The following is an 11,492-nucleotide window of genomic DNA, read 5'->3' on the forward strand; positions in this document are numbered from 1 at the left end:
ACGCCCAAATAGCGAACCGAGGCTCCGTCCGAGGCGACCCCCACAGCACACGGCCGATCGGTGGATCGAGGCTAAGCCATCAAGTGATCGACCTGGCCCTGCACGGGCCGCATGGCTCGCCCGCCAGCTGGAACGAGTCGGAGACCCTGTTCGCCCTGATCGAGGACATCTTCACCGCTGGGGGCGATACGCCCACGCCATCGCCCAATGGGAGCACATCACCGGACGAGCAGCCCCAGCCCCCGCGATCCTGAACGAGGAGAAGTGCCCGCGCCCGGCACCAGAGTTCGTGGAATGGCTCATGGGCCTCCCCGCAGGCTGGGTCACCAACCCCGAACACGACTTGACCGCGAACCAGCAGAACACCGCCCTGGGCAACGGCGTCCTACCCCTCCAAGCAGTCGTCGCGCTTGACGCACTACGGGCGGCGACCGAGCCATGATGAGCGCGGAATTCCTCACCTTGCGTGACAGCCGCAGCGCTGGTGATCGGCCACACGCCACGTCCTCGGAGTTGTGCCGATCTAGAACAGAACGATTTCCCGGGGCACGAGCAGCTGATGCCCGAGGTCAGGTGAGTTGCAGGGTAGTGATGCAAGTCGGGTCGTCTTCGTTCATCGTGGAGATGATCGCGGTTCCCGTCTGACCTTCGTGCTCGATCGTGAGGGTTGCCTCGATGCCGCGGGGCACCCAGACGCCGACGAACCCATTGTCGTAGGTCTGCTGTACCTCGTCGACGAGCACGTCGCCGCCCTTGCTGGTGAGCGTGACCTGGACCTCGGTGTTGGCGAGTTCGCCGAGGCAGGTGGTCAGGCTGTGGAAGTAGCAATCGTGCGTTTGCTCCCGATAGGGGGCGACCGAGATGTACACCTCATCATCGGGCATCGGCAGTCGTGTCTCGCGGTCTTGATCGTCGGTGAGGACGAGGGCGTCGGGTTGCACGGATGCGATCAGATCGGCGGGACGGTCGGCTACGGGCATAGTGTCGAGCCGCGCGATGACCTGCGTGGCGTCGAGTCCGTCCAGGTTGTGGTCTGTCAGGAATTCAGTGTCGACGGCTTGACTGCCGATGGAGATGGATTCGGGTTCGGGCGACGTTGTGGCGCATCCAGTGAGAACGAGGGCCGCGGCAAGCGTTGCGGTGGCAGTGACGATCAGATTTCGGCGCCGCGGCATGGTGGGGTGATTCATGGCGTGATCCTTCAAGGGTTTGAGTGGGTCGGTGCCGGGCGCTCTCGCCCCGGCACCGACCCGAGTAGTCGATCAGAGGGTGGCCAGGAGGTCCTGCATCTCCTGGATCTCAGTGGTCTGCGCGTCGATGATGGTCTGCGCGAGCTCGACGGCATCGGGGTTGCTACCGTCATCGACCTGTGTCTGGGCCATTTCGACCGCTCCCTTGTGGTGGAGGATCATCTGTTCCAGGAACAGGCGTGACGCCTCGGCGCCGTCGGCGGCTTCGAGTGCGGCCAGGTCGTCCTCGCTCATCATCCCGTCGCCGTGGTCCATCCCACCATCTGGTGATCGTCGGGGTCGACGCCCCAGTCCTCCAGCCAGCCCTGAAGCTGTTTGATCTCGGGCCCCTGGGCGGTCTTGATCGTCTCGGCCAATTCGACGACCCGCGGGTCGACGCCGTCCTTGGCGAGGACGATGTCGCTCATCTCGATGGCCTGCTCGTGGTGGACGACCATCATCGAGGCGAACATCTTGTCCGCGTCATTGACGTCCCCGCCGGTGGCGTTCGGCGTGTGCTCGGACGAGCCGTGATCCATGCCCGACATCGCATCGTCGTCTCCGGCGGAGCAGCCGGCCAGGGCGAGTGCAGCGGTCAGTGCGAGTGCGGCGGTCGCCGCGGTACGAAACTTCATGAGTGTTCTCCAGTGTCAGCAGTCGTGTCAGTGGCGCGGGACCTCAGGGGCACCGCGTGAGTGCAGGGGGAACCGTCGGCGCTGCTGCGCCGGGTTCACCGCTCTGTCACGTGCGACTGATGCAGAGAACCTGTAATGAAGGAGCCCTCGACAGCCCCCTGTCGAAGAAGCGGGCGATCGGGAGAGATCGAGGTGCGGTGCGCGGCCATCCCGGCAGAATCCGCGGCAGCACGAGGACGGGCAGGGCGAGCAGCAGTGCGAGCACGCACGCCATCGCCATGCCCAGGTGTCCATCGCTCCCGCAGTCGGTGCAGGAACCGCCGGGATCGTGCGTTGTGCCGCTGGTCGCGTGAGCGCTCGCTGTGCCGTGATGCGCCGCGCCCTGGCGCGCCTCACCAGAATCGGTGACGGAGACCGCGGCGGTGGCCGCGTGGGCAGCGGGTGTGCCGTGCAGGTTCAGCGTGTGCATGGCGAGCAGACCGGTGATGACCGCGGCGACCAACAGGCCGCCGAGCAACACGCCTCGGAGAAGGCCGAGATGACCTCTCCGGGTACGCGTTGCTGCGGTGGACGCCATGCACCCCAGTTTACTGATCCCGCCGACGGCTGCCTGAGCGCTGCGCCGGATCGCCCCGTACGGCGCACACCGTGGGCGCACTCCGTTCCTCCTGGAGCACCGTCGGAAATACCCCAGGGGGGTATAAGGTTGGAGGGGTTACGTGTTCTTGAGAGGGTTTGAGGAGAAGATTGATGCGCCTGTTCGCGATCCGCGACTTCCGCCACCTGTTCGGTGCGCAGATCATCGCGCTGTTCGGCACTGGGCTGGCGACAGTGGCGCTGGGCCTCCTCGCCTACGACCTGGCCGGCCCGAGCGCAGGGTCGGTGCTTGCCACCGCTCTGACGATCAAAATGGTCATGTACGTTCTGATCGCGCCGCTGGCAGCGGCGTATGCTGACCGGCTTCCGAGGCGGATGTTCCTGACACTGCTCGATGTGGTGCGCGCCGGGGTGGTGCTGGTGCTCCCGTTCGTCACGGAGGTCTGGCACATCTACGTGCTCATCGGCGTCCTGCAAGCGGCGTCGGCGGCCTTCACGCCGACATTCCAGGCCGTGATCCCCGATATCGTCACCAAGGAGTCCGACTACACCCGAGCACTGTCCGCGTCGCAGGTCGCGTACACGATGGAGAGCCTGCTCAGCCCGGTCCTGGCGGCCGTCGCGTTGACGTTCATGGCGTTCAACTGGCTGTTCATCGGCACCTCGATCGGGTTCGCGCTCTCCGCCGTGCTGGTGCTCTCGACCCACATTCCCAATGCCACCCCGAGCGGGCACGTCGGCGCCTGGGCGCGGGTCACATCGGGAGTCAGGGTCTTCTTCGCCACGCCCCGGCTGCGCGGTGTGGTGGCCTTGAACCTGGTCGTCGCGGCAGCGGGATCGATCGTCGTCGTCAACACGGTCAACTACGTCCGCGACCACCTGGGCGGCTCGCAGGCCGACGTCGCGTGGATGCTGGCCGCCTCGGGCGGCGGCACGCTGCTGGTCGCGCTGTTCCTGCCACGCGTGCTCGACCGGATCGCCGAGCGGATTGTGATGATGACCGGCGCCCTGGTGCTTTTGGCCGGAGTGCTCGCCGCCGTCGCGATGACCGCCACCCAAGTCGCATCCTGGATGGTCACCGCACCGATCTGGGTGATCATCGGCGGCGGCATGGCGATGATCGTCACCCCGACCGGGCGCGTCATCCGCGGCTCGGTGGCGAAGCAGGACCTCCCCGCGGGATTCGCCGCACAGTTCTCCCTCTCGCACCTCGCCTGGCTCGTCACCTACCCGATCGCGGGCTGGATCGGTACCGCGTCCGGGTTCACGCTCGCCTGGTCCGTCCTCGCCGCCCTGGCAATCGCGGGGGCGATCGCGGCGCACCTGCTCTGGCCGCGCGAGCAGAAGGACAGCGAGGCCGCCCCGACCGGTGTCGCCGCCGCAGAGCCGGTGATCAGTGATCGGGCGGTGCGCGAGGAGACCGAAGCCGCCGAAGGCACCCTCGCGGCGTGCCAGTGCGCCTGCGTGCGCACCGTCTGAACTCCGTTTGACGCGAGGGGCTCATACGTGCTGTCGCGTCACCGGATCAGCCGCGGTTTCAGGGTGGTGCAGGCCGGGCATCAGCTCACGCATAGGGCCGGCGGCATACACTCCGGTGAGCGCGACCAGCACCTCGTCGAGGTAGTGGGCTGTGATCAGTGGTTCCTCGGAGACGACGCGGGTGCGTGTGCCCAGGGCGGGGTGTCCAACACCGGTGAGGGTGTGGCCGTGGATGCGTGCGGAGAACGTCGAGCTCGGCAGGTACTGGCCGGGGTCGCCGGCGATACCGAGGTCGTGCAGCAGCGTGTTCGCGGCGTGGATGCCCTGGGCGGCGGAGTCGTCCCAGTGATCGATCCGGTAGGAGCCGTGGCCGGGATAGTGATGCACGGCGACGCCGCCGGCGGCGTAGATCCGTTGCCGCGGGGCGTGCATGGAGCGCAGGCGGGAATCTACGGGGATGCCGTCGGGCCCGGTCCATGGTGCGGGGGCGGCGGGCAGAGTGCCGTGCGCGACGATCGCGAGGTCGCCTTCGACCTGGCTGCCGTCGTTGAGGGTGATGCTGATGCGGTCGGTGTGGGTGCGGATCGAGTGCACGGTGCGTTCCAGGTAGGCGGCGTGCTGGGGGCGGTGCAGGTCGCGTAGCCGCCGGGCGACGTGTTCGCCGATGGCGTTCGCTCCTGGGATCGCGGCGCGGGTGATGAGGGCGACGTCGTGGCCGGCGTCGGTGAGCAGCGAGGCGGTCTCGGAGGCGACGAGGCCGCCACCGAGCATGAGCACCCGGGCAGGCTGAGTGGTCGCGAGTAGATCGCGGACGCGGACGGCGTCGGCGGCCGAGTGCAGGGTGGTCAGTCTGCCGCCGCTGATGGCCTGGTCGCGGCCGATCACCTCCTCGTCGAGAGTGCGGGGCCGGCTGCCGGTGGCGATGAGGAGCGCGTCGTAGGCGTGTGTATCGCCGGAGTCCAGCCGCAAGCGCCGAGCCCTGGGGTCGAGGCCGCGCACCGTCTCCGACCGGAGGGCGGCCCCGGTGTCGGGCAGGGCCGCCTGGGCCGGTTCGAGCAGCCCGATCGCGATGCCCTTGTTGACCAACGTCCGGTTGAACGGCACCTCACCGTTCCGGGCGTAGAGGTCGACGTCGACACCGGAAGCGTGCAGGGTTCTTGCGGCTGCGGTGCCAGCGGCGCCGGCCCCGATGATCGCGATGCTGGGCATCCTCATCAGGCTCCTTCCCCAATGGTGGTGGTGCTGGTGGTGGCGGCGAAGGCGGGCAGCAGGATCGCCTCGATGAACCACGGCGCGTCGTCGGCGTCGAGGCGCCCGGCACGCACTTCTTCGGCGGCACCGTTCATCACCACGTGCGTAGTAGTCAGCAGCCAGGACACCGGCAGATCGACCCGGAAGACACCCTCGCGCTGGCCGCGCAGCAGCAGAGCCCGCATCCGCCCCTCGGCCTTCTCGTGCAGCTCGCGGATGCGTGCCGCAGGCAGTTCTTTCAGCGCGGCCGCCAGCAGCGCCCGCGACTGGTCGACCAGCACCCAGCTGGAGGCCACCAGTCGCCGGAACGCCTCGCCCGGATCACCATCCAGGGGCACCCCGCTGAGCACGTCTTCGCCGCGTTCGAGGCTGTCAACGAGGGCGGCCTCGATCAGCTCCGCGCGGGTCGGGAAGTGCCCGTAGACGGTCACTCTGCCCATCCCGGCCTCGGCGGCGATGTCGCCGACCGAAGCGTCGGGGTTCTTGCGGATCGCCGTCGCCGTCGCGGCCAGAATCCTTGCCCGGTTGCGCTGCGCATCCGCCCGCTGATTGGCCGCCCGGCCACCGCCGCCTGACGCACCGGTCGTCGTGCCGCGGGGCGTCGTCTTCTTCACCGTCATGATCCACCTCACAAGTCGTACTGGAATGTATGAGATAGTGTAGCTGTTACAACTCGTACACCGATGATCGAGTTCCGGCTCGGAGGGCGAGGCGGGACCGACAGAGAGGAGATGACTACCATGCCCACGACACACATCCCTGGGGGTGCGCGATGAGCGACACCGCCGCGCCGCGTGCCGGCGCCAAGCAGTGGTGGGGGCTTGCCGTTCTGGTGATCCCCTCGACGCTGCTGTTCATGATGCTCACGATCCTGTTTCTCGCCGCCCCGAATCTGGCCGCGGACCTGAATCCGTCGAGCACGCAGCTGCTGTGGATTCTCGACATCTATGGCTTCGTGATGGCCGGGTTCCTCGTCGCGATGGGCGTGCTCGGCGATCGGATCGGCAAGCGCCTGCTCATGGTGATCGGCGCGATCCTGTTCGCCGCTGTCTCGATCGCCGCGGCGCTGACGACGATCCCGGAACTGATGATCGTCTGGCGGGCCGTCCTCGGGCTGGCTGCGGCGATGATGGTGCCGGCGACGATCGGGCTGATCTTCGTGCTTTTCGCCGATGCGAAGCAGCGCGGTGTCGCGATCGGCGTGTGGGCCGGCGGCATCTCCGCTGGTGTGGCGCTGGGCCCGCTGCTGTCCGGCTTGCTGCTGGAGGCCTTCGGCTGGCAGGCGACGTTCCTGGTCGCGGTGCCGATCATGGCGCTCGTCGCGATCGCCGCCCCCATCCTCGTGCCCGAGCATCGTGACCCGTCGGCGCGGATCGACCTGTTCAGCGCACTGCTGCTGATCGCGGGTCTGCTGGCGATCATCTACGGCATCAAGCGCTTCGCCGCCCAGGAGCCGGCCGGCCCCTCGATCGGGCTGCTGGTCGCGGGCGCGCTGATCGGCCTGTGGTTCGTGATCCGGCAGCTGCGCGCCAAGCAGCCGCTGCTGGATGTTCGACTGTTCGCCAACCGCACCGTGTCCGGGGCACTGGCAGTGTTCCTGCTCTCGGCCGCAGCGCTCGGCGGGGTGTACTCGCTGTTCACCCAGTACCTCCAGCAGGTCCAGGAGCTCTCGCCGTTGCAGGCGGGCCTGTCGATCCTGCCGGCCGCGGCGGTGCTGATCGTCGTCTCGACGCTCTCCCCGGTGCTCGCGCGCAGGTTCCGGCCCGGCAACGTGATCGCGGTCGGCCTGCTCACCCAGGTCGTCGGCTACATCCTGTTCACCCAGCTCGACGCCGGCACGGGTCTGGCGCTGGTGATCGCGAGCTTCGTCATCACCTACCCCGGCGTGGCCCCCTCGATGGCGCTGACCACCGACCTCGTCGTCGGCTCCGTGCCGCCGGAGAAGACCGGCGGGGCCTCCGGCCTCGCCACCACCGCTAACGACCTGGGCATCTCGCTCGGTGTCGCGGTGATCGGCAGCGTCGGGATCACCGCCTACCGCGGCCAGATCGGCGATCTGCTGCCCGGCGGCCTGCCCGCCGATGCCGCCGCGGCGGCATCGGACAGCGTCGACGGCGCCATGGCCGCAGCGGCCCAGCTGCACGGTGCGCTCGGAGAGCAGGTGGTGGCCGCCGCGCAGACCGCGTTCACCGGCGGGCTCAACACTGCGGCCATCGTCTCGGCGGTCATCGCCGGTCTCGCGGCGATCATCGCCGCCACGAGGCTGCGCCACGTCCGCCCGACTGGTGAAGCACAGCAGGCCGCCGAGGAGCAGGCCGCACCTTGACTTATACCCCTGGGGGGTATTAGCCTGAATACAAGCCGTACACGAGTGAAGGAGTTAGAGATGGCGACCACGACCGAGTACCAGGTGACCGGGATGAGCTGCGGGCACTGCGAGAGCGCGATCCGCGCCGAGGTGTCCGAGATCGCCGGGGTGACCGGCATCGAGGTCAGCGCTCAGACCGGGCGGCTGGCCGTGACCAGTGAGCAGCCGGTCGATGACGCCGCGGTGATCGCGGCGGTCGACGAGGCCGGCTACACGGCCGTGAGGAGCTGACATGAAGGCACCTGCACGGCTGGGCCTGTACGGGCTGGTGCTGGTGGCCGTGTTCGCCGTGGCCGCGTTCACGGCGAACACGGTCGTCCCGGAGAGCACGGTGCAGGCCTGGGCGGAAGACACCGAGAGCACCACCCACCAAGGACACGAAGAAGGAGGAGAAGACATGGACAGCACCGGGCACGAGGGCCACGACGCCGGGGCCGGGTCGCTCGGCCTGGGCATCGCGCAGGACGGCTACCAGCTCACCGCCGTCACCGCCCCGGACGCCCTCGGCGCCGACGGTGAGCTGTCGCTGACGGTCACCGGCCCGGACGGCAAGCCGGTCACCGACTACGAGTTGGAGCACGAGAAAGAGCTGCACCTGATCGTCGTGCGCGCCGACGGCACGCATTTCCGTCACATCCACCCCGAACGAGGCGCCGATGGCGCCTGGTCGATCCCGTGGCAGTGGGAGGCGGCCGGCACCTACCGGGTGTTCGCCGACTTCGTGCCCGCCGAGCACGGCGAGGGCATCACCCTGTCAACTGCGGTACAGGTGCCCGGCGACTACGACCCGGCCGCGGCCGAACCTGTCGCCGAGACCACGGTCGAGGGGTTCGACGTCACGGTCGAGGGTGATCTGGTCGCCGGTTCCGCGTCGGAGCTGACGATGACCGTCACCCGTGACGGGGAGCCGGTCACCGCGCTGGAGCCGTACCTGGGGGCGTTCGGGCACCTGGTCGCGCTGCGCGACGGCGACCTGGCCTACTTGCACGTCCATCCCCACGGGGATGCACCGAAGGCCGGTGAGACCTCCGGGCCGGAGATCGTGTTCGAGGCGACCGCTCCCACGCCCGGCCGGTACCTGCTTTACCTCGACTTCCAGGTTGACGGGCAGGTGCACACCGCGCCGCTGGTCATCGACACGACTACCGGTGGGGCCGAGGGCGAGCACGGCGGCGGGCATGAGGAAGGAGGAGACCATGACCATGGCGAGTGATCCGATCATCAGCACGAACAGTGTCGAGCTGCAGATCGGCGGGATGACTTGCGCCTCCTGCGCGAACCGGATCGAGAAGAAGCTCAACAAGCTCGACGGTGTCACCGCGTCCGTGAACTACGCGACCGAGAAGGCCAGCGTCACCGCCCCTGCGGACTATGACCCGCAGGTGCTCATCGCCGAGGTGGAGAAGACCGGCTACAGCGCAGAGCTCCCCACCCCGAAGGGAAAAGCACCCGAATCAGGTGCCGAGGATGAGGGCGAGTCGCGTGAGGATGCCGAGCTGCGCAGCCTGCGGCAGCGGCTTATCGGCTCGGCCGTCCTGGCGGTGCCGGTCATCGCAATGGCGATGATCCCCGCGCTGCAGTTCGACTACTGGGGCTTCGCCTCCCTGGCGCTCGCAGCACCCGTGGTGGTGTGGGCGGGCTGGCCGTTCCACAAGGCCGCCTGGATGAACCTCAAACACGGTGCCGCGACGATGGACACCCTCATCTCCGTGGGCACGACCGCGGCGATGATCTGGTCCCTGGTGGCGCTGTTCTTCGGCACCGCGGGCGATCGCGGCGTCGTCCACCCCTTCGAGTTCACCATCTCCCGCTCCGACGGGCTCGGGCACGTGTACCTGGAGGTCGCGGCCGGGGTGATCACGTTCATCCTGCTCGGCCGGTACTTCGAGAAGCGCTCCAAGCGCCGCGCCGGTGCCGCCCTGCGTGCCCTGCTGGAGCTCGGCGCGAAGGAGGTCTCCGTCTTGCGGGACGGGCAGGAGCAGCGCATCTCCATCGACGACCTGTCCGTGGGCGATGAGTTCGTGGTCCGGCCCGGTGAGAAGATCGCCACCGACGGCACCATCACCTCCGGCAACTCCGCGATCGACGCCTCCATGCTTACCGGCGAATCCGTGCCCGTCGAGGTCTCCGAGGGAGACGCCGTCACCGGCGCGACCGTGAACGCTGGGGGCCGGCTCGTGGTCAAGGCCACGCGTGTGGGCTCGGATACCCAGCTGGCGCAGATGGCCAAGCTCGTCGAGGACGCCCAGTCGGGCAAGGCCGAGATCCAGCGCCTGGCCGACCGGGTCTCGGGGGTGTTCGTGCCCATCGCGATTGCGGTCGCGGTCGCCGCTCTCGGCGCCTGGATCGGGGCCGGGTTCCCGCTCAGCGCTGGGTTCACTGCCGCGGTCGCGGTGCTGATCATCGCCTGCCCGTGCGCCCTCGGTCTCGCCACTCCCACGGCCCTGCTCGTGGGCACGGGTCGCGGTGCGCAGATGGGGGTGCTCATCAAGGGCCCCGAGGTGCTGGAGTCCACGAAGAAGGTCGACACGATCGTGCTGGACAAGACCGGCACCGTCACCAGCGGCAAGATGACGCTGACCGACGTCATCACCGCCGACGGCACCGACCGGGCCGAGCTGCTGCGTCTGGCCGGTGGCCTGGAAGACTACTCCGAGCACCCCATCGCGCAAGCCATCGCCACCGGAGCGACATCCGAGGTCGGTGACCTGCTGGCCCCGGAGTCTTTCGAGAGCATCGAGGGCAAGGGGGTGCAGGGCGTGATCGACGGCCACGCGATCGTCGCCGGCCGCGAGTCCCTGCTGGCGGACTGGTCGATCCGCCTCGACGACGACCTCCGCGCCGCGAAGCAGGAGGCCGAGGCGCAGGGCAAGACGGCGATCGCCATCGGCTGGGATGGGCAGGCGCGTGGCGTGCTGGTGGTCTCCGATCAGATCAAGCCCACCAGTGCCGAAGCGATCAGCCAGTTCAAGGAACTGGGGCTGACCCCGGTGCTGCTGACCGGCGACAACCAGGCGGTGGCCGAGCAGGTCGCGGCCGAGGTCGGCATCGACCGGGTCATCGCGGAGGTCATGCCCAAGGACAAGGTCGACGTCGTCACCCGCCTGCAGGGCGAGGGCAAGGTCGTGGCGATGGTCGGTGACGGCGTCAACGACGCCCCAGCCCTCGCCCAGTCCGACCTGGGCCTGGCGATGGGCACCGGCACCGACGTCGCCATCGAGGCCGCCGACATCACCCTGGTCCGTGGGGACCTGCGGGCCGCGGCGGACGCGATCCGACTCTCCCGGAAGACCTTGGGCACGATCAAGACGAACCTGTTCTGGGCTTTCGCCTACAACACGGCAGCGATCCCGCTGGCCGCCTTCGGGCTGCTCAACCCCATGCTCGCAGGCGCCGCCATGGCCCTGTCGTCCGTATTCGTCGTGTCCAACAGTCTCCGGCTGCGGACCTTCAAGGCCCGCGCGGACGACGCCTCCGATCCGGCTCCCGCCGGACCGGCCCCGGCCCGCGAGCCGGTGGCTGCCTGAACCATCCGTCATCGACACAACACGAAAGGAAACACGATGACTGCATACGAGAACCTGAACCTGACCGACACCTCCTCCAGCGGTGGGAGCTGCTGCGGCCACACGCCGAGCGCCGAAGCGATCGCACAGACCCCCGCCGAGGAGATGACCGAATGCCGGGTGATGGCCGGCACCCCGGTCGTCAAGGCGCAGGCGGAGGAAGCCGGCCTCTACCGCGACTACCAGGGCCAGCGGTACTGGTTCTGCTGCGCCGCCTGCGGCCCGCTGTTCGACGCCGACCCCGACCGCTACGCCAACGCCGCCTGACAGGCGACCAGAACGACCCGGGTTCCGTGGGCGGATTCAACTGGTCGTCGCAACACCCCGGTCTCGGAGGTGTTCGGCAGTGGCGACGAAGGACTGGACC

General features: G+C 68.6%; 11 protein-coding genes and 1 pseudogene. 7 read left to right on the top strand and 5 right to left on the bottom strand.

Going from position 1 to position 11,492, the window contains the following annotated elements; all coding sequences use genetic code 11:
• A partial coding sequence (locus GTW58_RS14375) for a hypothetical protein (RefSeq protein WP_209436557.1) occupies positions 1 to 254 on the top strand: 254 nt, incomplete at its 5' end.
• Between the two features lie 315 nt (positions 255 to 569).
• On the opposite strand, the gene GTW58_RS12375 is transcribed toward GTW58_RS14375, so the two are convergent.
• From GTW58_RS12375 to GTW58_RS12385, 3 genes and pseudogenes are all read right to left on the bottom strand, one after another.
• Positions 570 to 1,190 (bottom strand): CueP family metal-binding protein, encoded by a 621-nt coding sequence (locus GTW58_RS12375; protein ID WP_119933749.1) that lies wholly within the window; start codon positions 1,188 to 1,190, stop codon positions 570 to 572.
• Positions 1,191 to 1,262: 72 nt separating this feature from the next.
• A pseudogene (locus GTW58_RS12380) lies at positions 1,263 to 1,864 on the bottom strand (DUF305 domain-containing protein).
• A gap of 106 nt (positions 1,865 to 1,970) precedes the next feature.
• Positions 1,971 to 2,441 (bottom strand): DUF6153 family protein, encoded by a 471-nt coding sequence (locus GTW58_RS12385; RefSeq protein WP_209436558.1) that lies wholly within the window; start codon positions 2,439 to 2,441, stop codon positions 1,971 to 1,973.
• Positions 2,442 to 2,614: 173 nt separating this feature from the next.
• On the opposite strand from GTW58_RS12385, the gene GTW58_RS12390 reads away from it, so the two are divergent.
• Complete coding sequence (locus GTW58_RS12390; RefSeq protein WP_019157644.1) at positions 2,615 to 3,940, top strand: MFS transporter; 1,326 nt, start codon at positions 2,615 to 2,617, stop codon at positions 3,938 to 3,940.
• A gap of 21 nt (positions 3,941 to 3,961) precedes the next feature.
• On the opposite strand, the gene GTW58_RS12395 is transcribed toward GTW58_RS12390, so the two are convergent.
• Both GTW58_RS12395 and GTW58_RS12400 read right to left on the bottom strand, forming a co-directional pair.
• Entirely contained in the window at positions 3,962 to 5,149 is a 1,188-nt protein-coding gene (locus tag GTW58_RS12395; protein ID WP_232818133.1) for an FAD-dependent oxidoreductase, read from the bottom strand.
• A 5-nt stretch (positions 5,150 to 5,154) separates the two neighbouring features.
• Complete coding sequence (locus GTW58_RS12400; RefSeq protein WP_087624725.1) at positions 5,155 to 5,811, bottom strand: TetR/AcrR family transcriptional regulator; 657 nt, start codon at positions 5,809 to 5,811, stop codon at positions 5,155 to 5,157.
• A 152-nt stretch (positions 5,812 to 5,963) separates the two neighbouring features.
• Here GTW58_RS12400 and GTW58_RS12405 point away from each other — a divergent pair, with 152 nt between their 5' ends.
• From GTW58_RS12405 to GTW58_RS12425, 5 genes are read left to right on the top strand one after another with little or no spacing between them, the layout of a single operon-like run.
• Positions 5,964 to 7,517: an MFS transporter gene (locus GTW58_RS12405; RefSeq protein WP_119933751.1), complete on the top strand. Its 1,554-nt coding sequence runs from the start codon at positions 5,964 to 5,966 to the stop codon at positions 7,515 to 7,517.
• A 60-nt stretch (positions 7,518 to 7,577) separates the two neighbouring features.
• Entirely contained in the window at positions 7,578 to 7,790 is a 213-nt protein-coding gene (locus GTW58_RS12410; RefSeq protein WP_019157648.1) for a heavy-metal-associated domain-containing protein, read from the top strand.
• 1 nt (position 7,791) lies between these two features.
• Positions 7,792 to 8,772, top strand: coding sequence for a hypothetical protein (locus tag GTW58_RS12415; protein ID WP_019157649.1), 981 nt, complete (start codon positions 7,792 to 7,794; stop codon positions 8,770 to 8,772).
• The gene (locus tag GTW58_RS12420) at positions 8,756 to 11,086 is read left to right on the top strand and encodes a heavy metal translocating P-type ATPase (protein ID WP_119933752.1); all 2,331 of its coding nucleotides are present in this window, start codon (positions 8,756 to 8,758) and stop codon (positions 11,084 to 11,086) included. The genes GTW58_RS12415 and GTW58_RS12420 overlap by 17 nt, the downstream gene beginning before the upstream one ends.
• Positions 11,087 to 11,122: 36 nt before the next feature.
• The gene (locus GTW58_RS12425) at positions 11,123 to 11,392 is read left to right on the top strand and encodes a YHS domain-containing protein (RefSeq protein WP_019157651.1); all 270 of its coding nucleotides are present in this window, start codon (positions 11,123 to 11,125) and stop codon (positions 11,390 to 11,392) included.
• Positions 11,393 to 11,492 lie beyond the last annotated feature (100 nt).

It is taken from the genome of Kocuria subflava (assembly GCF_012163155.1).
Taxonomy (GTDB): Bacteria; Actinomycetota; Actinomycetes; order Actinomycetales; family Micrococcaceae; genus Kocuria; species Kocuria subflava.

What these genes read in the sequence shown, in the direction of transcription:
- GTW58_RS12375 (WP_119933749.1), bottom strand. Translation starts at nt 1,190, where the DNA reads ATGAATCACCCCACCATGCCGCGGCGCCGAAATCTGATCGTCACTGCC.
- GTW58_RS12385 (WP_209436558.1), bottom strand. Translation starts at nt 2,441, where the DNA reads ATGGCGTCCACCGCAGCAACGCGTACCCGGAGAGGTCATCTCGGCCTT.
- GTW58_RS12390 (WP_019157644.1), top strand. Translation starts at nt 2,615, where the DNA reads ATGCGCCTGTTCGCGATCCGCGACTTCCGCCACCTGTTCGGTGCGCAG.
- GTW58_RS12395 (WP_232818133.1), bottom strand. Translation starts at nt 5,149, where the DNA reads ATGCCCAGCATCGCGATCATCGGGGCCGGCGCCGCTGGCACCGCAGCC.
- GTW58_RS12400 (WP_087624725.1), bottom strand. Translation starts at nt 5,811, where the DNA reads ATGACGGTGAAGAAGACGACGCCCCGCGGCACGACGACCGGTGCGTCA.
- GTW58_RS12405 (WP_119933751.1), top strand. Translation starts at nt 5,964, where the DNA reads ATGAGCGACACCGCCGCGCCGCGTGCCGGCGCCAAGCAGTGGTGGGGG.
- GTW58_RS12410 (WP_019157648.1), top strand. Translation starts at nt 7,578, where the DNA reads ATGGCGACCACGACCGAGTACCAGGTGACCGGGATGAGCTGCGGGCAC.
- GTW58_RS12415 (WP_019157649.1), top strand. Translation starts at nt 7,792, where the DNA reads ATGAAGGCACCTGCACGGCTGGGCCTGTACGGGCTGGTGCTGGTGGCC.
- GTW58_RS12420 (WP_119933752.1), top strand. Translation starts at nt 8,756, where the DNA reads ATGACCATGGCGAGTGATCCGATCATCAGCACGAACAGTGTCGAGCTG.
- GTW58_RS12425 (WP_019157651.1), top strand. Translation starts at nt 11,123, where the DNA reads ATGACTGCATACGAGAACCTGAACCTGACCGACACCTCCTCCAGCGGT.